Here is a 21,967-nt window from a genome sequence, read left to right as displayed (position 1 = left end):
CGGGAAATATGCGAAGTTAAGCGCCGCAAATCCTATTTCGCTGCCTTGACCCCGGCCGCCGCGGCGGCAAAAGCGGCGGCGTAAATCACCAGATCAAGGATCGCCCGCCGCCATGTCCGTCGCCTATCTCAACGGCCAGTTTCTGCCGCTCGAAGACGTCCGCATCTCCCCGCTCGATCGCGGCTTCCTGTTCGCCGACGGCATTTATGAGGTGGCGGCCGTGATCGATGGCCGGCTGGTCGACAGCGCCAGCCATCTCGCCCGGCTGGAACGCTCCTGCAGCGAAATCGGCATCGCCCTGCCGCTCACCCTGGACGAGATCGAGGCGGCGCAGAAGGCGCTGGTCGCCCATAACGGCCTTGGCGAGGGCCTGGTCTATCTGCAGATCACCCGCGGCGCCGATGTCACCCGCGACTTCATCCCGCCGGCCGGCCTGCAGCCGACCCTGTTCATGTTCGTCCAGGACAAGACCTTCCTCGACGTGCCCGCCGCGAAGACCGGCGTCGCGGTCGCCACCATGGCCGACCTGCGCTGGGCGCGGCGCGACATCAAGAGCGTGGGCCTGCTCGCCCAGGCCATGGCCAAGATGGCGGCCAAGGAAGCCGGCGCGCAGGAAGCCTGGATGATCGAGGATGGCTTCATCACCGAAGGCGCCTCCTCCACCGCCTTCATCGTCACCGACGAAGGCATCGTCACCCGCCCCTACAGCCAGTCGGTGCTGGCCGGCTGCACCGGCGCGGCGCTGACCGCCCTTGCCGAGGAAAGCGGCATCGCCGTCATCCGCCGCCCCTTCACCCTCGCCGAAGCGCTCGCCGCCAAGGAAGCCTTCATGACCAGCGCCTCGACCTTCTGCCTCTCGATCGTCAGGATCGACGGCCAGCCGGTCGGTGACGGCACCCCCGGCCCGGTCGCGACCCGGCTGCGCGAACTCTATATCGACTTCGCCCGCCGCACCGCGGTCTGACCTGCGACGAAATGAGTCCATTTCGGATCGAATAGGCAGAAAAGGGCGCCCGCATCAGCCGGCGCCCTTTTCGTTTCCGCATTCCCCCCGATATCGTGGGTGCGTGACGGCCATCACGACAGCCCCGTGCATTTGCGCCATTATGGAGTCAGCGCCGGCTGCGCCCGGTGGGCAAGCGGCTAAGCTGCGGAACATAACAGGCACGGGAGATTGCGTGGTGATGGCCGATCCCTTCTCGACCGATCATGATAGCCCCTATGCCGCGCCGGATGACCGGCGTGGGCTGCTGATCGTTGCCGATGACGAATGGTTCGACGATGCCGCCATGCTGGCCCATGCCGCCGGCCTGCGCCTGCTCGGCACCGTGCCGCTCGATCAGGCCGCCGCCCGCCTCGACATGCAGGTCGGGTGCGATGTCGTCCTGCTGCACTGCCACCAGCCTGATCCGCTGCTCGAACGGCTGATCGTCCAGGTCGAGACGATCGCGATTCAGAATCGCATGGCGGTGGTCCTGCTCGCCGGGATCGAGACACTCGACATGGCCTATGCCTGCATGCGCAGCCCGCAGACCCAGTTGCTGTGCAATCCCAACAATGGCGACATCGCCGCCGCCCTGCTCGCCGCCGCGCACGGCGATGCTATGCCCCATAATCTGCATGACGCCACCCATGAAAGCGACGGCAACCGGCTGCAGCGGCTGAGCGAGGAAGTCAGCCGTCTTGCTCGCACGATCGAGGCCCTGACCGATCGGCCGCGCCCTACGCTCCCCGCGTTCGACATGCCCGCGCGCATCGCCGACCGCCAGGGTGGCTATACCGCCATGCCGGCCATGGCCACGATCGGCGCGGCCACCATGGCGGAAACCGCCTCCGTCACCGCCGCCCAGGTCCGCGACCTGCTGCGCGCCCGCCGGCTGCGTGCCGATTTCCTGCCTGGCGACCTGTTCGCCGATCCGGCCTGGGACATGATGCTCGACCTGCTCGCCGCCCGGCTGGAACAGGCCCATGTCTCGGTCTCCAGCCTCTGCATCGCCTCCGCCGTGCCGCCGACCACGGCGCTACGCTGGATTCGCACATTGACGGACAAGGCCCTGGTCGAACGCCGCGCCGATCCGCATGACGGCCGCCGCATCTTCATCGCGCTCGCCGACGACGCGGCTGACCAGTTGATCCGCTGGTTCGGCGCCAGCCATCGCTATCGCGCGCACTGATCTGCCTCATCGGATAAAGGCCGCTTGACCGCTGACCAAAATCCCCTAGAAGCGCCCGCACCCCATGGGGGCGATTAGCTCAGTTGGTAGAGCGTCTCGTTTACACCGAGAATGTCGGCGGTTCGAGCCCGTCATCGCCCACCAGTTTTGCGGCCTTTAGAGCCCGTCCGGGGGACGGCTTCCCGCAAAACTCCCGAGCGACAGCGAGGCCCCCGCAAACCAGCCCCGATCCGCACCCGTAACATTCATCCTGCAGCAAGCATGGTTCCGGCATCTTCCCGCCCATGCCGATCAGCTTCTTCCTTGGCGGCTCCGTCGCGCCGATATTGCTGATGCTGTCGCCCTTCGCGGTGATGGCGGTCGGCAATTGCGCCGACTGGCAACCCAAGACCCCAAGCGCAAGGATCGCGGCAAAGCCCCCCGCCGACGCCGGTTGCACCCAGCCCCGCTATCCGCTGATGTAATCACGCGCTGCCAGATATTGCGGCGGCGCGTCACCGCTGCTAATTCCGCCTCCCATGATCCAGCCGCCCGAAATCATCCGAGTCACCAAGTCCCGCGTCTCCTGCGACGGTTCGGGTGACATTCCCGCCGCCCTTGGCCATCCGCGCGTCTTCCTGGAAATTGACGAGCATGGCTATGTCGATTGCGGCTATTGCGATCGCCGCTTCGTGCTGGCCGGCGGCGTCGCCGACAATGCCGAGATCGGCAGCAAGCCGGACATCGCTTCGGGCGCCAGCCTTTAAAATTTCCATTGGGCATCCGTCATGCCGCGCCTATATCGGGCGGCATGACCGATCTCGCTTCGCAATTCACTGATGCCCGCGGCCTGCTCTATCGTCTGGGCCTGCTCGATCCCGATGGCGCGCGCCGCCTGACCGCGCAGGCGCTTGCGGCCTGCGACGATGGCGAGCTCTACCTCCAATATCGCGCCAGCGAGAGCTTCGGCTTTGACGATGGCCGCCTCAAGACCGCCGATTATTCGACCGATGCGGGCTTCGGCCTGCGCGGCGTCTCGGGCGAGATGACCGGCTTTGCCCATGCCAACGACCTCAGCGAAGCGGCAATCGCCAAGGCAGCGCAGACACTGACCCTGCTCGATCCAGCCAAGAGCCAGCCCGCCCCGCCGCCCCAGCGCACCAACCGCCACCTCTATACCGACGCCAATCCGCTGGAGCTGGTGCCCTTCGCCGAGAAGGTGACCCTGTGCGCCGCGATCGACGCCGCCGCCCGTGCCCGCGACCCGCGCGTCGCCCAGGTCTCGGTCAGCCTCGCCGGCAGCTGGTCGGTGATCGAGATCGTCCGCGCCGACGGTTTCACCGCCAGCGACATCCGCCCGCTCGTTCGCCTCAACGTCTCGGTCATCCTGGAGGAAAATGGCCGGCGCGAAACCGGCGTGTTCGGCATTGGCGGCCGCTATCTCTACGATCAGGTGATGGACCCCAGCATCTGGAACCGCGCCATCGACGAGGCGCTGGCCCAGGCCCAGGTCAATCTCCGTTCGGTCGCCGCCCCCGCCGGCGAAATGACCGTGCTGCTCGGCCCCGGCTGGCCCGGCGTGCTGGTCCATGAAGCGATCGGCCATGGCCTGGAAGGCGATTTCAACCGCAAGGGCACCAGCGCCTTTTCCGGCCGCATCGGCCAGCGCGTCGCCGCGCCGGGCGTCACCGTGGTCGACGATGGCAGCATCCTCGATCGCCGCGGCTCGCTGTCGATCGACGACGAAGGCACGCCGACCCAGGAAAATATCCTGATCGAGGACGGCATCCTCAAGGGCTATATGCAGGACCGCCTCAACGCCCGGCTGATGGGCGTCGCACCGACCGGCAATGGCCGCCGCGAATCCTATGCCCATGCGCCGATGCCGCGCATGACCAACACCTTCATCAAGGGTGGCCAGGACAATCCGGAAGAGCTGCTGTCGCGCGTCAAGTCGGGCATCTTCGCCAAGAGCTTCGGCGGCGGCCAGGTCGACATCGTTTCGGGCAAGTTCGTCTTTTCCTGCACCGAGGCCTATAAGGTCGAAAATGGCAAGATCGGCGATCCGATCAAGGGCGCGACCCTGATCGGCGACGGCCCGACCGCGCTGACCAAGGTGATCGGCATCGGCAATGACTGGGCGCTCGACGAAGGCATCGGCATGTGCGGCAAGGGTGGGCAGAGCGTGCCGGCCGGTGTCGGCCAGCCGACCCTGTTGATGGACGGGCTGACCGTCGGCGGCACCGCCGCCTGACCCCATTCCTTCCATGGCGGCGCGGTCACCCGACCCGCCGCCGCCATGGGCCGAGGAACCGGGCGACGATCGATACGTATTTTGCGTATGAACATGCTGACCGACAGCCATGACGCCGTGACCGCCGACTGGGCGGCGGCCCTGCTCGACTTCTGGTTCAACCAGGTGGGCGAGGAAGGCTGGTACAGCCATGATCCGGTGCTCGATCAGCATTGCATCGACCGCTTCGCCCTGTTGTGGAGCGAGAAGCGGATGCTTCCGCCAGAAAGCTTCCTCGACCGCGCCGACGATGCGCTGGCCGCCGTGTTGCTGTTCGACCAATTGCCCCGCAACATGTTCCGCGGCCAGGCCCAGGCCTTTGCCACCGACCCGATCGCCCGTGAGGTGGCGCGCGGCGCCATCGCGCTGGGCTATGACATCCAGATTGGCGGGGCGGGCCGGCTCTTCTTCTACATGCCCTTCCAGCACAGCGAGGATCTGGCCGATCAGGAACTGTCGCTCTCCCTGTTCGAAGGGACCGGCGACGCCCGGTCGCTCGATTTCGCCCGCCAGCATCATGCAACCATCGCGCGCTTCGGCCGTTTCCCCCATCGCAACGCTGCCCTTGGTCGCACCACCCTGCCCGCCGAAGCGGCAGCGGTCGCCGAAGGATCGCAATGGTAGGCGGGAACATGCCTATTTTTTAGGCATGGCTGTGCATCTGCACATTTTTTCGGCGGCGCAACAATCTCCCCTAGTGGAAATCCCGCGTTAATGCGTCATTAGAAAATTGGCACGCCTCTTGCTGGTATGTCGCCGCACACCAAATAAGGGGGCGACATGAAACTTGTCATGGCTATCATCAAGCCGTTCAAGCTTGACGATGTCCGCGAGGCTCTTTCCTCGCTTGGCATCGCCGGTATGACGGTCAGCGAAGTGAAGGGCTTTGGTCGCCAGAAGGGCCAGACCGAAATCTATCGCGGCGCCGAATATTCCACCAACATGGTTCCCAAGATCAAGATCGAGGTGGTCTGCGACGACGACCTCGCGCCGCGCGTGGTGGAAGCGACGCAGGCCGCCGCCAATTCGGGCGCGATCGGCGATGGCAAGATCTTCGTCCTCGATGTCGGCCAGGCCGTGCGCATCCGCACCGGCGAGACCGGCGAAACCGCGCTGTAAGAAGGGGGGAATGATGACCTTTTCGAAGAAGATTTGCGGCGCGCTGGGGGCCACCGGCCTCTCGCTGTTCGCCGCGCTGCCCGCCTGGGCACAGGACGCGGCCGCGCCGGCCGCGACCGTGGACAAGGGCGACGTTGCCTGGATGATGACCTCCACCATCCTCGTCTTCCTGATGATCCTGCCCGGCCTCGCCCTGTTCTACGGCGGTCTTGCCCGCAGCAAGAACATGCTGTCGGTGATGACGCAGATCGGCGCCGCCGCCTGCCTCGCCATGCTGATCTGGGTCATGTACGGCTATTCGATGGCCTTCGGTCCCGATTATACCAGCGGCCTCTCCAACTTCGTCTCGACCTTCGACAAGGCCTTCCTGAAGGGCATCACGCCCGCTTCGCAGGCCGCGACCTTCACCGCCGGCGTCGAGATTCCGGAATATGTCTTCGTCTGCTTCCAGATGACCTTCGCCGCGATCACCGTTGCGCTGGTGCTGGGTTCGGTGGTCGAACGCATCAAATTCTCGGCCGTGATGGTGTTCGCCGCCATCTGGCTGACGATCGTCTATTTCCCGATCGCGCACATGGTCTGGGCCGCTTCGGGCTATTTCTTCAAGGCCGGCGCGCTCGATTTCGCGGGCGGCACCGTCGTTCACATCAACGCCGGCGTCTCGGCGCTGGTGGCCTGCCTCATCCTGGGCAAGCGCATCGGCTTCCCCAAGGAACCGATGGCCCCGCACAGCCTGACGCTGACCGCCGTCGGCACCGGCCTGCTGTGGGTCGGCTGGTTCGGCTTCAACGCCGGCTCGGCGCTCGAAGCCAATGGCTCGGCCGCCCTCGCGATGATCAACACCTTCGTCGCCACCGCATCGGGCGCCCTGTTCTGGATGCTGGCTGAACGCGTCAACGGCCACAAGGCGTCGGCCCTGGGCTTCTGCTCGGGCGTCATCGCCGGCCTCGTCGCGGTCACCCCGGCCGCCGGCAACTCGGGTCCGTTCGGTGCGATCGTGCTGGGCGCCGTTGCCTCGATCATCTGCTTCTATGCCGTCACCGTGCTCAAGCCCAAGCTTGGCTATGACGACAGCCTGGACGCCTTCGGCATCCACGGCATCGGCGGCATGATCGGCGCCATCGGCACCGCGATCGTCTACTCGCCGGCCCTCGGCGGCCCCGGCGCAGCGGACTATGAAATCGGCGCCAAGCTGCTCGTCCAGATCGAAGCGGTCGTCGTGACCATCATCTGGGCCTCGATCGGCACCGCCATCGCCATCTTCATCGCCAAGGCAATTACCGGCCTGCGGGTCAGCCAGGAGGTCGAATATGAAGGCCTCGACCTCGGCGAACATGGCGAGCGCGCCTACAATTACTGAGATTGGCAGGGCGGCCCATCCCACGGGCCTGGGCCGCCCGCCTCACCTGGTTCCTCCTGCGAACATGCCTTGGGGTCGGTACGAAAGTACCGGCCCTATTTTTATCCACAGGGCAGGCAACGGGTCGAGTTCAATGGGCCGGGTACAACCCAAGATAGTCGTTCCGGCGTTCAGATTGCGATCCCAGTTGCGGACATTGGATTTTGTCGCATAGCATAACGACATGCCCAGCCCGCGAACATCGAAAAGGCAATCGCACCGAGCAACCATGTTCGGCGTATGGATCATGATCTGGGCGGTTCTGTCTGCCATCGTGACCGTTCCGTTCGGTTACGAATTGTATTCAGGGTTTGCCTTCGGGGCCGGGATGCTCTTCGCTTGGGCCTCGGCGCTCTTTGGCGCGGCGTCATGGATCGGTCGGAAGGTGTTAAACCGGGCAATCCGCTAACGACCAAGTGCGGACATGGTCCCCCTCCCGCAGGCGGGAGGGGGTTAGGGGGTGGGGTGGACGTCGCGATAGCCCACCCCGCTGCGACTAACGCGCTGCGCGCGCAAGTCTCGCTACCCCTCCCGCGTGCGGGAGGGGAATGGCAGGAAACCACCCAAAGTTAGACAGTCGGCCGCGTCCACAACCTGGCAGACCGCGCTGCCCCTGCCGGCCAGCGCCGCGCCCGGCCCGGCACCTGCCGTCCCGCGCGGATCACCCAGCCCAGCTTTTCGCGCCCCGGCGTCACCACGCGATGGTCCCAGGCATGCTCGCCCCGCCGCGCCACTTCGCGCGCAATGTCGCCATAGATGCCCGCCGCCGCCAGCACCGCCCAGGCCGCCCGTGCTGGCAGCGCGCCGGTGCCATGGCGCGCACTATCCTCATAGGCGGCCGCCATGTCGGCCAGCCGCTGCCCCAATATCGCCAGCTGCGGCCGCAGCCAGGGCTTCATATGCTCGCCGGGTGGCATGTCCATTTCCACCAGCCATTCGACCGGCAGGTAGCAGCGGTCGGCCAGTTCATCCTCGCTGATGTCGCGGGCGATATTGGCGAGCTGGAACGCGATGCCCAGGTCGCAGGCGCGGTCCAGCGTCGCCTCATCCTCCGGGTCGACCCCCATCAGCACCGCCATCATGCAGCCCACGGCGCCCGCGACATGATAGCAATAGCGCAGCATGTCGGCCTCGCTGCGCGGCCGCCAGTCGCGCGCATCGAGTGCAAACCCCTCCAGCAGGTCATGGGCATAGCGGTGCGGGATCGCGCATTCGCGCATGACGACGCCAAAGCCGTCAAAGGCCGGGTCGCCGGTCGGCTCGCCACGCAGCGCCGCATCGGTCAGCACCCGCAGCGTCGACAGCCGCGCCTGCCCGTCGGTAACGCCGCTCATCGTCCCGCCATGGTCCTGCCCATCGGCGATATCGTCGCATTTGCGGCACCAGGCATAGAGCAGCCAGGCCCGCTCGCGCGTCACCGGGTCGAACAGCTTCGACGCCATGGCAAAGCTCTTGGAACCCCGCGCGATGCTGTCGCGGGCATGGGCGACCAGGGCTGGGCGATCGAGACTGTCTGAAACCATGGTCGGGACATGCCCTGTCCGGCAGGCAATGTCACCCGACCATGAAGGATCAGATCAGAGCCGTGCGGCCTTCATCGCAAAGATCGTCTCATGCGGCTGATAGGCGGCCATCTGGTCCAGCAGCCCCTCGATGCTGTCGTCATGGATCATGATGCCGGCATGCTGCGGCCGGATGAAGCCGGCTTCCACCATCTGCCGGTTGAAGCCGATCAACTGGTCATAGAAGCCCGCGACATTGAGCAGGCCGACCGGCTTGTTGTGATAGCCCAGCTGCGCCCAGCTGATCGCTTCCCACAGCTCGTCCATCGTGCCGACGCCGCCCGGAATCGTGACGAAGCCGTCCGACAGGTCGGTGAAGAGCTGCTTGCGCTGGTGCATGGTCTGGACGACGTGCAGTTCGGTGCAGCCGCCATGCGCGACTTCGGCGCCGACCAGCGCCTCGGGGATCACGCCGATCACCTCGCCGCCCGCTTCCAGCGCCGCATCCGCCACCGCGCCCATCAGGCCCAGCCGCCCGCCGCCATAGACGACGCCGATTCCGCGCTGTGCCAAGGTGCGGCCGACATGGCGCGCCGCGTCGATATAGGTGAGGTCGGCCGGCGTCGCCGAACCACAATAAACAGCCAGTCTTTTCATCATCTTCCAGTCCCGAAGCGCCGCGCGCTCCTCAAGCCATGTCCTGCAGCATCAGCGCCGCGGTCGCCTTGGCGCTGCCCACCACGCCGGGGATGCCCGCGCCGGGATGGGTGCCGGCCCCTACCAGATAAAGGTTGGGAATGACATCATCGCGATTATGGGCGCGGAACCAGGCGCTCTGGGTCAAGAGCGGCTCCAGACTGAAACCGCTGCCCAGATGGGCATTGAGGTCGCGGCCGAAGTCGCTCGGCGCATAATGGAACTGGGTCACGATGCGCGAGCGTATGTCGGGGATCAGCCGATGCTGGATCTCGTCCAGGATGCGCTCGGCATAGGCCGGCGCGAAGCGATCCCAGTCGATCGGCAGCTTGCCCATGTGCGGCACCGGGGCGAGCGCATAGAAAGTCGAATAGCCCTCCGGCGCCATCGACGGATCGGTGACGGTCGGGTGATGCAGATAGAGCGAGAAATCCGCCGGCAGCACGCCATGGCTGTAGATATCGGTCAGCAGCCCCTCATAGCGCGGGCCGAACAGGATCATATGGTGGGGAATGCCCGGCCAGCTGCCCTTGATGCCGAAATGCAGCACGAACAGGCTGGGCGACCATTTCTTGTGTTGCAGCTTTTCCGCTTGCTTCTGCCCGCGCGGGTGATGGCCCAGAAGATCGCGATAGCTGTGCATCAGGTCACCATTGCTGGCGATCGCGTCCGCCTCCCCGCGCCAGCCCGACGCGGTGCGCACTGCCACCGCCCGGTCGCCATGGGTCTCGATCTCGACCACCGCGTCGCCCAGCCGCAGCACCCCGCCCAGCCGCTCGAAATGGGTCGCCATCCCCTGCACCAGCCGGTTGGTCCCGCCCTTGGCGAACCACACGCCGCCATCCTTCTCCAGCTTGTGGATCAGTGCATAGATGCCGCTGGTGGTCATCGGATTGCCGCCGACCAGCAGGCTGTGGAAGGACAGCGCCTGGCGCAGCTTCTCGTCCTTCACATGGCTCGACACGATCGAATAGACCGATCGCCAGGCCTGATATTTGGCAAGACTCGGCCCCGCCCGCACCATCGAGGCGAAGTCGAGGAAGGCGACCGAGCCGAGCTTGCGATAGCCCTCCTCATAGACGCCGTCGGCATAGTCCAGGAACCGCTCATAGCCCGCGACATCCTCGGGATTGAGCTTGGCGATCTGCGCGCGCAGCGCCACCTCGTCGTTGGAATAGTCGAAATTGGTGCCGTCGCGCCAGTTGAGCCGGTAGAAGGGCGACACCGGCACCAGGCTGACATCCTGCGCCATGTCGTTCCCCGACAGGCGCCACAATTCGGCCAGGCAGGCCGGATCGGTGATGACCGTCGGCCCCGCGTCGAAGGTGAAGCCGTCCTTCTCCCACATATAGGCGCGGCCACCGGGGCGGTCGCGCGCCTCGATCAGGGTGGTTGTCACCCCGGCCGACTGCAGACGGATGGCCAGCGCCAGGCCGCCAAAGCCCGCGCCAATGACAATCGCTTTCCGCTCCATCAGGCGGGTGGGTTCAGCAATGCGTGCATGGCATCCCTTATGCGCACCGGGGGACGCCCGCACAAGATGCGGATGCGATCGGCTATGGTCGATCGACCGGCATAGAAGCGCTGGATCAGCCCCGGCCGCAGCCGATAGAAGCGGGCAAAGATGCGCCAGCGCTGGTCCGGCACCGCAGCGCCGAAGAGCATCCGGCCAAGCAGCCGATAATAAAGTCCCTTCTTCCAGTGCGCCGCAGCATAGGTCCGCGTCGCCACCGGCAGGCCCTTCAGCGGCTGCTCCACCAGCCAGGTCGCGAATCGTACCGCATCGGGCAGCGAATAGCCGGTCATCGGCTGGAACAGCCCGGCCTTCACCCCGGCCCGCGCAACCGGGTCATCGGCCGGCCAGTAACCGTCGAAATCGCCGCCATGCACCACCGGCAGCACCCCGCTCTCGCTGTGGATAACCTCTTCCACCTGCCAGCCCTGCGCCTGCGCATAGGCGGCGATCCGCTCAGCGATCCCTGCCTCGTCCAGCGCCGGCCCGTCGCTATAATAAGTATCCTCGACAAAGATCGTCCGGGCGTCGCGCGGCAGCAGATAGACGAAGCGATAGCCGTCGATCTGCGCCACCGTCGCGTCCATGATCACCGGCCGCGCGATCCCATGCGGCTGTGCCAGTCGCAGCGTCTGCCCGACGAATTTCTGCCAGCCACAGCGCAGCGCCGACAGGTCGCCCGCGCCCCGCGCATCGATCATCGCAGGCGCGCTGATCCGCCGCCCGTCCTCCAGCACCAGAAATTGCCGGCCGATCGTCGCCACCTGCGCGCCGGTCAGCAGGCGATCGCCCAGCGCCGCCCGCACATGCGCGTCGAAACGGGGGGAGGCGATGCTGTTATAGGGGGTGTTGAGCAGCCGCCGATAGCCGGGAAAGCGCACTTCATGACCCTGCGACCAGCGGCTGCTGACCAGCGGATCGACCAGCCAGCGGTCGCGCGCATCGACATCCCCATCGAAGAAGGACCAGATATGATTGCCGCCGACATGATCGGCCTGCTCGATCAACAGGATGCGCGTACCCGGCCGCCGCTCGGCAAAGGCAAGCGCGATCAGCCCGCCGGCAAGGCCCCCGCCGATAATCGCAAGATCGCATTCCAGATCAGCCACTCACTCCTGTTAGCGACGCCAACGCCAAAGGCAAAGCGGGACGGGCAGGCAGGGATGGGTGGAGAACAGGCGGTCCCCTATCCCGTCATGCCAGCGAAGGTTGTTGCGAGGCACGTGACTCTCAACGACATCCCACTATTTCTTGCCCCCCATTCTCAAAGAAAATAGAAATCCCAGCCTACGCTGGGATGACTGATTTGGGTAGGTTGCGGCCATCCCACCGACGTCATGCTGAACTTGTTTCAGCATCCATCAGGCCCCACAAACTATTGGTCTTATGGGAGGAATGGACCCTGAAACAAGTTCAGGGTGACGATGATGGTGAGGGTGGCTTATGGTCATCAGTTGCCATCCCCCCGTCCGTCATGCCGGGCTTGACCCGGCATCCCGCTTTCCTACTCGGCCTTTCTCTGATCTACCGTGGGCGATGGACACCCGCTCCACTTTCCAGCCCTCGCCGCCAAGCCGCTGTCGCCCGACCGGCGCGCAAGTGTCGTTTTCCTGTCGCCTCGTTGCCCTCTCCCTGTCGCGTCGAAGGCGCGTCATCCTGACCCGGTTGTCGCGCGCCTGTCGCTTCACCGGCGCGCGGCAGGCGCTTGGCCGGCGCATTGGCCCGAATTTACCCGCACGACACTGTGAACTTCGACTGTCGCGTCGATTCTCGGCTCCAACTGGCGCCCCCGCTCCATCCCCCCACGCCTTGCTCAACTTATCCACATAGTATAGGGGGGTATCCTATGCACATCATCGCGGATCGGGACAAATTGCTGGCGCGGGTGCGCCGCATCGCGGGGCAGGTCAACGCCGTCGAACGCCAGTTGGCGGGCGATGCCGGCTGCTCGGAGACACTCCAACTGGTCGCCTCGGTGCGCGGCGCGGTCGGCAGCCTGATGGAGGAGCTGATCGAACAGCATATGCGCGAACATGTCGCCCGCCCCGGCCTGACCGACGAAGCGCGCACGGCCGCCACCGAAGAAATGCTGGCGCTGATCCGCCGCTACGGGAAATGACCATGCACGACGATCACGCCCATGCGCACCATCATCATGGCGCCGGCTGCAACCATGACCATGCGCATCATCCCGCCCCGGCCGCCCCGCCGCCGACCGACAAGGATGGCGCGGAACGCCATTATTTCGACCATATCTATCTGAGCGCCGGGCATGACAAGAATGCCAGGCGCACCCTGTGGGTCGTCTGGCTGACCGCCGCGACGATGGTGGTGGAAATCGCCTTTGGCTGGATCACCGGGTCGATGGCGCTGCTGGCCGACGGCTTCCACATGGCGACCCATGCCGGCGCGCTGGCGGTGGCCGCCGCCGCCTACAGCTACGCAAAGCGGCATGCCCGCAATCCGCGCTACACCTTCGGCACCGGCAAGGTCGGCGACCTGTCCGGCTTCGCCTCCGCGCTGCTGCTGCTGCTCACCGCGCTGTTCATCGCGATCGAATCCGGCATGCGCTTGTTCGAGCCGGTGAAGGTCGCCTTTGGCGAGGCGACCCTGGTCGCCATCATCGGCCTGGTCATCAATCTGGTCAGCGCCCTGCTGCTCGGCCACGACCATAGCCATGATCATGGGCATAGCCACGCGCATGACGACCATGATCACGACCATAAGGGGGGCCATGCCGACAACAACCTGCGCGCCGCCTATGTCCATGTACTGACCGACGCATTGACGTCGGTGCTGGCGATCGCCGCGCTGCTGGCCGGCCGCTATCTCGGCTGGTGGTGGCTCGATCCGGCGGTCGGCCTGCTCGGCGCGGTGGTCATCGCCCGCTGGGCCTGGGGCCTGATGAAGGACACCGCCGCCATCCTGCTCGACACCGCCGAACCCGCATTGATGGCCAAGGTGCGCGGCCTGGTCGAAGCCGAAGGCGCTACCATCCGCGACCTCCATGTCTGGCGCATCGGCCCGCACGCCCATGCCGCGATCATCAGCCTGGCGCCCGGCGCCGACGGCGCCCGTGTCCGCGAACGGGTGCGCAGCCTGCCGCGCATGGAACATGTCACGGTGGAGTGCGGCTGAGCATCCGCTTGAGAAAGCCGGTTCCGGCCCGCTCCCCCGCCCTGTCCTACAGAGCCGGGCCCATGTTAGGCTGCGCCCGGCTCCTTCCCATCGTCCGGCGTCCCCATCCTCCTCGCAACATGATTTCCTACTTGAGCAAGGAAATGTCGAAATGTGCGGGAAATATGCGAAGTTAAGCGGACGAAATCCTATTTTCAGGCGGGCTTCAGCGCATCCATGATCTGGCGCACCGGGCCAAGATCATAGCCCGCAGCCGTCGCCTGCGCCGACAGCGCATCGGCATTGTCGCCGGCCCGCGCGCGGGTCAACGCCCACAGCAGGGTGCTACGCGTGCCCGACCGGCAATAGGCCAGGATCTTGCCCTCGCCCGCCTGCTCCATCGCGGCGGCCATGCCGTCGAGCTGCCAGGGGGCAAAGCCGCCATGAGCGACCGGCACGGCGGCATAGGCGACACCGGCGTCGATCGCCGCCGCCTCGACTGCAGCGCCGTTGGTCTGGCCCGGCTCCTCGTCATCGGGACGGTTGTTGATGATCATGGTCACGCCCAGCGCCTTGGCGGTCTCCACCTGATCGACACTGATCTGGGGCGAGACATAGAGGCGGTCGGTCAGCTGGCGGAACATGGGCAAATCTCCTTCGCCCCCGCCATGCGCCCGCCCGCCACAGGATTCAAGCGTCAGTAGGATAGCGTGGCATCATCCGCTACAGATAGGGCCGGATCGCCGCCAGGAAGGCATCGCCATAGGCATCCAGCTTCTTCTGCCCGACGCCGCTCACCATGCCCAGTTCATGGATGGTCGCCGGCCGCTGCTCGGCCATCTCGCGCAGCGTCGAATCATGGAAGATGACATAGGGCGGTACCCCGGCATCCTGCGCCAGTTCGCGGCGACAGGTGCGCAGCGCATCGAACAGCGGATCGCCGACCGGATTGGCATCGCTGCCATTGCGGGCATTGCGCTTCTTCCGCTCGCGCCGCGGCGGCACCAGGATGCGCACTTCCTCCTCCCCGCGCAGGATCGGCCGGGCATTGGGGCCGAGCATCAGCCCGCCATGCTCGGTCGTCTCCAACGCGTCCCGCACCAGCAGCGCGCGCGACACCGGCCGCAGCAGCGCCGTCTCGTCGCCATCGACGATCGCATAGACGGAGATTTTGTCATGCCCGCGCTCGCGAATCTTGTCGGTGACGGCGCCGCTCAGCACCGCCTCGATATGGCCCGCGCCAAAGCTCTGGCCGGTGCGATAGACCGCCGACAGATATTTGCGCGCGGTCTCGGTCGCGTCGACGCTGGCCGGCGGGGTCAGGCAATTGTCGCAATTGCCGCAGGTCGCGGGCGGATTCTCGCCAAAATGCCGCAACAGGATCGCCCGGCGGCAGGTCGCCGTTTCCACCAGCGCCCCCAGCGCCGCGATCCGCGCCCGCTCGCCCTGCTGGCGCGCGGGCTCCAGCTCCATGATGCGCTGGCGGGCACGGGCGAAATCCTCCGCCCCCCAGAAGAGATGCGCGACCGCCGGTTCGCCATCGCGGCCGGCGCGGCCCGATTCCTGATAATAGCCCTCGATCGACTTGGGCAGGCCGGCATGGGCGACGAAGCGCACGTCGGGCTTGTCGATCCCCATGCCGAAGGCGACGGTGGCGACCATCACCATATCCTCGCTGGCGATGAAGGCGGCCTGGTTGGCGGCGCGCTGGGCCGGGTCCATGCCGGCATGATAGGCGCGCACCGCCCGGCCGTTGCGCCCCAGCGTCTCGGCCAGCTTCTCGGTCGCGGCGCGGGTCGGCGCATAGACGACACCCGGCCCCGGATTAGCGGCGAGCAGATCGGCAAGCTGCCGGGTCAGCCCGTCGCGCGGATGGACGGCATAGCGGATATTGGGCCGGTCGAAGCCCGAAATGATAAGGCCATCCTCGGGAATGCCGAGCTGGACGAGGATATCCTTGCGCGTATGCGCATCCGCCGTCGCCGTCAGCGCCAGCCGCGGGACATCGGGAAACTCATCGAGCAGCGGCCGCAGCAACCGATAGTCGGGGCGGAAATCATGCCCCCATTCGGACACGCAATGCGCCTCATCGATCGCGAACAGCGCGACCTTCGCCGAGCGCAGCAGATTGCGGAACCCCTCGCCGCTCGCCCGTTCCGGCGCGACATAGAGCAGGTCCAGTTCGCCATTGCGCAGCCGGTCCTGCGTCTCGCGCCAGTCGGCATCGACGCTGGTCAGGCTGGCGGCGCGGATGCCGACAGCGGTCGCTGCACGCAGCTGGTCATGCATCAGCGCGATCAGCGGCGAGACGACGACGCAGCAGCCATCGAGCGCAACGGCGGGCAGCTGATAGCAAAGCGACTTGCCCGCGCCGGTCGGCATGATCGCCAGGGTCGGCTGCCCCGCCATGACCCGGCCGACCACCTGTTCCTGCACCCCGCGGAACGTCGTGAAGCCGAAAATATCGTGGAGCAGCGTGGGAATGTCGCGAGGCATGGACCGGCCTTAGCGAGTCAGGGCCACAGGTGCCAGTAGCGCGGAGTGTCTGTTTGAGATGCGACAGATGGCGCATTCCGGCACCAGCCCGCTCCCCCCACCCGGCCACCCATAGAATACTGCCGTTGGGTGGCCGGGTGGGGGAGCGGGCTGGTGCCGTATCAGAAATCGCTCTTTCGCGATTTCTCAAACACGCGCTTAGCCTGCCGGATCGAGCAGACAACCCCAGCCCGGCTTGAAGCGCGCGGTGCGCGACGCCAGCAGCGGGACATGCGCCTCGACCGCCCGCTCCTCCGGCTTGTCGGTCAGCCGCACCATCGCCATGCCCGGCTCCTTGTCCCCCTGGCAGCTGCCCATGGCGCGGCCCTCGACATAGCGGCAGGAACAGGTCAGCCGCGCGCCATAGGCCGATCCGAGCTGCGCGCGGGCGCGCAGGGTCGACCAGTTCCACGCCAGCGCGGCCAGCAGCGCGACGACGATCACCGCCGCGACGATCCACCATTTACCACGAACCGCCATGGTCCTTCTTCCCGCCTCCATGCTAAGGGCGCCGGCTTATGCAGATCGAGAAGCGAATCGTAAAGCGCCTTGCCATGGGTGCCGGACTGGTGGCGCTCGTCCTGGCCGGCACGCTGGCGGGGCGCGCGGCCCATGCGCCCGAGCCCGTCTATAGTGTCGACACCGACGCCGTGGTCAGCGCCAGCGCGCTGCGCGGCGCGATCGATCCGCTGTTCGACGACAAGGAGATGGGCGAAACCCGCGCCCTGCTGGTCATGCGCGACGGCAAGGTGATCGCCGAACGCTATGCCCCCGGCATCACCCCCGACACGAAATTGCTGTCCTGGTCGATGGCCAAGAGCGTGACCGCGGTGCTGGTCGGCCTGATGGTGTCGGACGGGCGGCTGGCGCTCGATTCGCCGGTGCCGGTCGCGGCCTGGAGCCAGCCGGGCGATCCGCGCGGCCGCATCACCCTGCGCCAGTTGCTGTCGATGACCTCGGGCCTCGACCATGCCGAGGATGGCGAGCCGATCACTGACGGCGACACCGTGCGCATGCTGTTCATGGACGGCGCGCAGGACATGGCGGCCTATGCCGAATCCAAGCCGCTCGCGCATGTTCCCGGCGAGGTCTTCTCCTACTCCACCGGCAGCACGATGATCCTGTCGGACCTGATGACGCGGATGCTGACCAACAGCCCCCATCCCGACGTGCGTCGCCGGGCGATGCAGATGTTCATCGATGGCCGGCTGAAGGCGCCGGGCAAGCTGTCCAGCCTGACCCCGGAATATGACGCCAATGGCACGCTGATCGGCGGGTCGATCATGCACATGACTGCGCGCGACTATGGCCGCTTCGGCGAATTGCTGCGCAACCATGGCCGCTCGCCCAACGGCCATCAGATCGTGCCGGAAAAATGGGTCGACTATATGCGCGCGCCCTCGCCCCGGAACGCGGCCTATGGCGCCCATCTCTGGCTCAACCGCGACAGCAGCGAGAGTGCGCTGATGCCGGGCCTCGCATCGGCCAGCCTGTTCGGCTGCGTCGGCCATAATGGCCAATATATATTGGTCGCGCCCGGCCAGCGGCTGACGATCGTGCGGATCGGCATGTCGCCCAAGAAGGAACAGCGCGCCGCCGTGAAGGCGCAGCTGGCCCGGCTGATCGGCCTCTTCCCCGGTTAAAGGGTGAATATGCCCTCGATAACGGTGCGACAGGCGCCGGTCATCACCACCCGGTCGCCCTCCAGCCGGCAGCCGAGCCGCCCCCCCCGCGCCGACGCCTGATAGGCGCTGATCGCATCCTTGCCGAGCCGCTCCGCCCAATAGGGCGTCAGCAGGCCATGGGCCGATCCGGTCACCGGATCCTCGTCGATCCCGCCGCCCGGCACGAAGACGCGGCTGATGATGTCGCTGTCGTCGCCCGGCGCGGTCGCCATCAGCAGATTATCGCCCAACTTGCGCAGGGTCGCGAAATCAGGCTCCAGCGCGCGGATCGCGGCAGCGTCGCGATAGACGAAGATCGCATAGCCGCCATCGCGCCAGCGTGTCTCGACGATGTCCCCGCCCATCCCCGCCGCCAGCTCCGGCAGCGCCTTCGGCGCGCTGGTCCAGGCCGGCAACGACAGTTCATAGCCATCGCCCGCACGGGTCACGGTCAACACCCCGGCATGACGGGTGCGGAAGCGTATGGCATCGCCCCGCATCAGCACATGGCCGCTCGCCAGCGTGGCATGGCCGCACAGCTTCACCTCGACCGCCGGGGTGAACCAGCGCAGCGCATAATCGGCCTCCGCATCGTCCGGCGTCGGCACGGTGAAGGCGGTTTCCGACAGGTTATTTTCCGCGGCGATCACCTGCAGCACCGCATCGTCGAGCCAGGCATCGAGCGGCATCACCGCCGCCGGATTGCCGGTGAAGGGCGCGTCGGCAAAGGCGTCGACCTGAGTGAAGCGAAGACGGGTCATGGCGATACTCCTGATGGATCGCCGCCTTCATGCCGGGCCCGCACCCGTGCCGACAGGGCCGGATGCGGGCAATTGGTCCCTAGCCCAGAATCACGAGTGCCGCGCACACCGCGGTGCCGACGATCAGGTTGAGCGGCACGCCGATGCGCACGAAATCGGCGAAGCGATAATCGCCCGCAGCATAGACAAGCGCATTGGTCTGATAACCGATCGGCGTCGCGAAACAGGCCGATGCCCCGATCATCAGCGCAATCACCAGCGGGCGCGGATCTGTGCCCAGCTGATGCGCCAGCGCGATGGTGAGCGGCGTCAACAGCGCCGCGACCGCATTGTTGCTGAGCAGTTCGGACAGGATTAGCGCCGCGAAATAGACGATGAAGACCAGGCTCCATTGCGGCGCGACCTGCATCAGCGGCGTGATCCAGCCCACCATCAGCGCGACGCTGCCCGCCTGTTCCAGCGCCAGACCGACCGCCAGCATGGCAAAGATCAGGATCAGCACATCGCCGTCGATCGCCGCCCAGGCTTCCTCCGCATCGATGCAACGGGTGACCAGGATCACGCCGACGGCGATGAAGGCGGCCAGGCCGATGCCGATCACGTCGAGCGCCGACAAGATCACCACCGCCGCCATCGCCAGGATCGCGATCCATGCCTTGCGCGGGCGGAAGGCGCGGGTGCGGCTGATGTCGACGCCGATCAGATTGGGATTGTCTTTCAGCGAACGCATCGCGTCATCGCTGCCCGCCACCAGCAGCCGGTCGGCGCCGCGCACCCGCGTATCGGCCAGGTCCGGGCCGGGCAGATGGCGGGCGCGATGGATGCCGATCAGGCGGACGCGCAGGGCATGGAGGAAGGGAATGTCGATCAGCCGCTCGCCGATCGAGGGATGACTGGGCGCGACCATCGCCTCGATCACCGTACCCTCGCGGGCGGAGGTTTCGGAATCGGCAGCGATGCCCAGTTCGAAATCGCCCGATTCGCGCAGCGTCATGATCGCCGTGCCATCGGCGCGGACGATCAGCCGGTCGCCGACATGCAGTTCCTCCTGCTCCAGCTCGTGGCGTCGTATCTCGCCGGCCCGCTTGAGCCCGATCAGGGTGACCGAGCGGCCGAGCACGGACAATTCGCCAATCTCCCGCCCGACCACCTCGCTGTCCGGCGTCACGACCAGTTCGGTCAGATATTCCTGCACATTGCCGCCATTCTCCCCCGCGATCGAGGGCGGGTCGCTGGGCAGCAGGAAACTGAGGCAGGCCAGGCCGATGACGCCGGCAATGGTGCCGGCCAGGCCATAGGGGGTGATATCGAAAATACCGAAGGGCTGCATGCCCTGTTCGGCCGCGATGCCCGCGACGATCAGGTTGGTCGACGTGCCGATCAGGGTGACGCAGCCGCCCATCACCGCCACCGCATTCATCGGGATCAGCAGCTTCTTGACCGGATAGGCGGTCGCCTGTGCCAGCCGGAACATGATCGGGATCAGCAGCACGACGACCGGCGTGTTGTTGAGAAAGGCGGACAGCAGCACCGTGCCCACCGCAACCTCCACCAGCGCCAGCCGCGGATGCTTCTGCGCCCGGACCATGACCAGATCGGCGATGCGGTTGATCGTACCGGTGCGAATGAGCGCCCCCGACAGCACGAACATCGCGCCCACGGTCAGCGGCGCGCTGTTCGAAAAGACGGAGAAGAGCGATTTCTCGTCGAGCAAGCCGAGCAGCGCGAAGGCACAGGCACCCAGCACCGACACGACGGTCGGGGAATAGCGTTCGCGCACGAAGGCGACGAACATGCAGGCGAGAATGACCAGGCCGATTTCCGCGCGGTAAATGCCCAATAGCGCGGTGATGAAATGCATCTCGTCTTGCCCCCGTTCGATCGCGTGATCGCGTCTCTAACGGAGGTGAAACGAAATGGGCCAGCCATGGTTGCATGGCTGGCCCGTGTCGCGGCTTCAGGGGACGTTTTGACCGTCAATCCACGCTTGGCGTGCTGACGCTCCCCAGGCTTACGCTCTGCCGCTCACCCTCCCGCGGGTGACCATGTCATCCTAGCGTAACATGGGTGAGTCGTCTCGCATCTTTTGCACATTCGACGCGCGATTGGCGCGGTTCGGCGCGTCAGTCGGCCCCGCACTGGGCGCGGTGCAGCAGCTTCTGGTCGGCCAGCACCAGCGCCATCATCGCTTCGACCACAGGCACGCCGCGAATGCCGACGCACGGGTCATGACGGCCCTTGGTGATGATGTCCGACGCATCGCCTTCGCGCGTCACCGTCTCGACCGGAATCAGGATCGAACTGGTCGGCTTGAAGGCGATCCGCACCTTGACCGGCTGGCCGGTCGAAATGCCGCCGGCGATGCCGCCGGCATGATTGGCCAGGAAGACCGGGCCATCGGCGCCGGGCCGCATCGGATCGGCATTCTGCTCGCCGCGCAGCCGGGCGGCCGCGAAGCCGTCGCCAATCTCAACGCCCTTGACCGCGTTGATGCTCATCATCGCACTCGCCAGTTCGCTGTCGAGCTTGGCATAGAGCGGCGCGCCCCAGCCGGCCGGCACGCCACTGGCCACGCATTCGACCACTGCGCCGAGCGAGGAACCGTCCTTGCGCGCGCCATCGACCAGCGCTTCCCAGCGCACCGCGGCTTCGGCGTCAGGACAGAAGAAGGGATTCTGCCCGATCTGCGCCGCGTCGAAATTGCCATAGTCGATCGCGTCGCCGCCGATCTCGCTTACATAAGCGAAGATATCGACTTCGGGGATGACCAGCCGCGCCACCGCACCGGCCGCAACCCGGCTGGCGGTTTCGCGCGCCGAGGAGCGCCCGCCGCCACGATAGTCGCGAAAGCCATATTTGGCGTCATAGGCATAGTCGGCATGGCCGGGGCGATAGGCCTTGGCGACTTCCGAATAATCCTTCGACCGCTGGTCGGTATTCTCGATCATCAGGCTGATCGGCGTGCCGGTGGTTTTGCCCTCGAACACGCCCGACAGGATGCGCACCTCATCGGGTTCGCGCCGCTGGGTCGTGAACTTCGACATCCCCGGCTTGCGCAGGTCGAGCCAGGGCTGGATGTCCGCCTCGCTCAATGCCAGGCCCGGAGGGCAGCCATCGACCATCGCGCCGATCGCCGGACCATGGCTCTCGCCCCAGGTCGAGAAGCGGAAGACGCGACCGAATGTGTTGAAGCTCATATCCGTTCCAATCCGGTC

At 66.1% G+C, this 21,967-nt stretch carries 22 protein-coding genes and 1 tRNA gene; 13 read left to right on the top strand and 10 right to left on the bottom strand.

Features of this window, described 5'->3' with window-relative positions:
- Positions 1–112: 112 nt before the first annotated feature.
- From AC13EK_RS10535 to AC13EK_RS10490, 10 genes are all read left to right on the top strand, one after another.
- The gene (locus AC13EK_RS10535; protein WP_069337534.1) at positions 113–964 is read left to right on the top strand and encodes a D-amino-acid transaminase; all 852 of its coding nucleotides are present in this window, start codon (positions 113–115) and stop codon (positions 962–964) included.
- A gap of 220 nt (positions 965–1,184) precedes the next feature.
- The gene (locus AC13EK_RS10530) at positions 1,185–2,174 is read left to right on the top strand and encodes a helix-turn-helix domain-containing protein (protein WP_069337533.1); all 990 of its coding nucleotides are present in this window, start codon (positions 1,185–1,187) and stop codon (positions 2,172–2,174) included.
- Positions 2,175–2,242: 68 nt separating this feature from the next.
- Positions 2,243–2,318, top strand: a tRNA-Val gene (locus AC13EK_RS10525).
- Between the two features lie 140 nt (positions 2,319–2,458).
- On the top strand, positions 2,459–2,638 hold the full coding sequence (locus tag AC13EK_RS10520; RefSeq protein ID WP_069337532.1) for a hypothetical protein: 180 nt from the start codon (positions 2,459–2,461) through the stop codon (positions 2,636–2,638).
- A gap of 54 nt (positions 2,639–2,692) precedes the next feature.
- Positions 2,693–2,920 carry a zinc-finger domain-containing protein gene (locus AC13EK_RS10515; protein ID WP_010336946.1) on the top strand — a complete coding sequence of 76 codons (228 nt, stop codon included), beginning with the start codon at positions 2,693–2,695 and terminating at the stop codon, positions 2,918–2,920.
- Positions 2,921–2,964: 44 nt separating this feature from the next.
- Positions 2,965–4,407, top strand: a complete 1,443-nt coding sequence (gene tldD, locus AC13EK_RS10510) for a metalloprotease TldD (RefSeq protein ID WP_069337531.1) — start codon at positions 2,965–2,967, stop codon at positions 4,405–4,407.
- Positions 4,408–4,494: 87 nt separating this feature from the next.
- Positions 4,495–5,070: a DUF924 family protein gene (locus AC13EK_RS10505; protein ID WP_069337530.1), complete on the top strand. Its 576-nt coding sequence runs from the start codon at positions 4,495–4,497 to the stop codon at positions 5,068–5,070.
- A 156-nt stretch (positions 5,071–5,226) separates the two neighbouring features.
- Positions 5,227–5,565, top strand: coding sequence for a P-II family nitrogen regulator (locus AC13EK_RS10500; protein ID WP_004209785.1), 339 nt, complete (start codon positions 5,227–5,229; stop codon positions 5,563–5,565).
- A 13-nt stretch (positions 5,566–5,578) separates the two neighbouring features.
- On the top strand, positions 5,579–6,925 hold the full coding sequence (locus tag AC13EK_RS10495) for an ammonium transporter (RefSeq protein WP_277788073.1): 1,347 nt from the start codon (positions 5,579–5,581) through the stop codon (positions 6,923–6,925).
- A gap of 268 nt (positions 6,926–7,193) precedes the next feature.
- Positions 7,194–7,373: a hypothetical protein gene (locus AC13EK_RS10490; protein WP_063140774.1), complete on the top strand. Its 180-nt coding sequence runs from the start codon at positions 7,194–7,196 to the stop codon at positions 7,371–7,373.
- Positions 7,374–7,533: 160 nt separating this feature from the next.
- Here AC13EK_RS10490 and AC13EK_RS10485 read toward each other — a convergent pair whose 3' ends face one another.
- The 4 genes from AC13EK_RS10485 to crtY are packed head-to-tail and all read right to left on the bottom strand — an operon-like array spanning position 7,534 to position 11,784.
- The gene (locus AC13EK_RS10485; RefSeq protein ID WP_069336549.1) at positions 7,534–8,487 is read right to left on the bottom strand and encodes a phytoene/squalene synthase family protein; all 954 of its coding nucleotides are present in this window, start codon (positions 8,485–8,487) and stop codon (positions 7,534–7,536) included.
- 54 nt (positions 8,488–8,541) lie between these two features.
- Positions 8,542–9,123 (bottom strand): LOG family protein, encoded by a 582-nt coding sequence (locus AC13EK_RS10480; protein ID WP_069336550.1) that lies wholly within the window; start codon positions 9,121–9,123, stop codon positions 8,542–8,544.
- A 31-nt stretch (positions 9,124–9,154) separates the two neighbouring features.
- Entirely contained in the window at positions 9,155–10,636 is a 1,482-nt protein-coding gene (locus AC13EK_RS10475; RefSeq protein WP_069336551.1) for a phytoene desaturase, read from the bottom strand.
- Positions 10,636–11,784: a lycopene beta-cyclase CrtY gene (gene crtY / locus AC13EK_RS10470; RefSeq protein WP_069336552.1), complete on the bottom strand. Its 1,149-nt coding sequence runs from the start codon at positions 11,782–11,784 to the stop codon at positions 10,636–10,638. The genes AC13EK_RS10475 and crtY overlap by 1 nt, the downstream gene beginning before the upstream one ends.
- Before the next feature lie 737 nt (positions 11,785–12,521).
- On the opposite strand from crtY, the gene AC13EK_RS10465 reads away from it, so the two are divergent.
- Both AC13EK_RS10465 and dmeF read left to right on the top strand, forming a co-directional pair.
- Positions 12,522–12,794, top strand: coding sequence for a metal/formaldehyde-sensitive transcriptional repressor (locus tag AC13EK_RS10465; protein WP_010335593.1), 273 nt, complete (start codon positions 12,522–12,524; stop codon positions 12,792–12,794).
- Positions 12,791–13,813 carry a CDF family Co(II)/Ni(II) efflux transporter DmeF gene (dmeF, locus tag AC13EK_RS10460; RefSeq protein ID WP_069336553.1) on the top strand — a complete coding sequence of 341 codons (1,023 nt, stop codon included), beginning with the start codon at positions 12,791–12,793 and terminating at the stop codon, positions 13,811–13,813. The genes AC13EK_RS10465 and dmeF overlap by 4 nt, the downstream gene beginning before the upstream one ends.
- Positions 13,814–14,007: 194 nt before the next feature.
- Here the strand turns inward: dmeF and AC13EK_RS10455 are convergent, their stop codons facing one another.
- The 3 genes from AC13EK_RS10455 to AC13EK_RS10445 all read right to left on the bottom strand — a co-directional run bounded on the left by AC13EK_RS10455 (position 14,008) and on the right by AC13EK_RS10445 (position 16,807).
- Entirely contained in the window at positions 14,008–14,436 is a 429-nt protein-coding gene (locus AC13EK_RS10455; RefSeq protein ID WP_069336554.1) for a protein tyrosine phosphatase family protein, read from the bottom strand.
- Positions 14,437–14,515: 79 nt separating this feature from the next.
- Positions 14,516–16,288, bottom strand: a complete 1,773-nt coding sequence (gene recQ / locus AC13EK_RS10450) for a DNA helicase RecQ (RefSeq protein ID WP_069336555.1) — start codon at positions 16,286–16,288, stop codon at positions 14,516–14,518.
- Between the two features lie 198 nt (positions 16,289–16,486).
- Positions 16,487–16,807, bottom strand: a complete 321-nt coding sequence (locus tag AC13EK_RS10445) for a hypothetical protein (RefSeq protein WP_017502516.1) — start codon at positions 16,805–16,807, stop codon at positions 16,487–16,489.
- Between the two features lie 38 nt (positions 16,808–16,845).
- Here AC13EK_RS10445 and AC13EK_RS10440 point away from each other — a divergent pair, with 38 nt between their 5' ends.
- A complete protein-coding gene (locus tag AC13EK_RS10440) occupies positions 16,846–17,970 on the top strand; it encodes a serine hydrolase domain-containing protein (protein ID WP_069336556.1) in 1,125 nt (374 codons plus the stop codon).
- Here AC13EK_RS10440 and AC13EK_RS10435 read toward each other — a convergent pair.
- The 3 genes from AC13EK_RS10435 to aroC all read right to left on the bottom strand — a co-directional run bounded on the left by AC13EK_RS10435 (position 17,967) and on the right by aroC (position 21,949).
- Positions 17,967–18,752, bottom strand: coding sequence for a PhzF family phenazine biosynthesis protein (locus AC13EK_RS10435; protein WP_069336557.1), 786 nt, complete (start codon positions 18,750–18,752; stop codon positions 17,967–17,969). The two genes, AC13EK_RS10440 and AC13EK_RS10435, sit on opposite strands and share 4 nt — an antisense overlap.
- Before the next feature lie 79 nt (positions 18,753–18,831).
- Positions 18,832–20,613 carry an SLC13 family permease gene (locus AC13EK_RS10430; protein ID WP_069336558.1) on the bottom strand — a complete coding sequence of 594 codons (1,782 nt, stop codon included), beginning with the start codon at positions 20,611–20,613 and terminating at the stop codon, positions 18,832–18,834.
- A 262-nt stretch (positions 20,614–20,875) separates the two neighbouring features.
- Positions 20,876–21,949, bottom strand: coding sequence for a chorismate synthase (aroC, locus tag AC13EK_RS10425; protein ID WP_069336559.1), 1,074 nt, complete (start codon positions 21,947–21,949; stop codon positions 20,876–20,878).
- Positions 21,950–21,967 lie beyond the last annotated feature (18 nt).

It is taken from the genome of Sphingobium sp. L-44, assembly GCF_056859495.1.
Note: the sequence above shows the minus strand (reverse complement) of the source record. Positions and strands in the feature narration are given on the sequence as shown.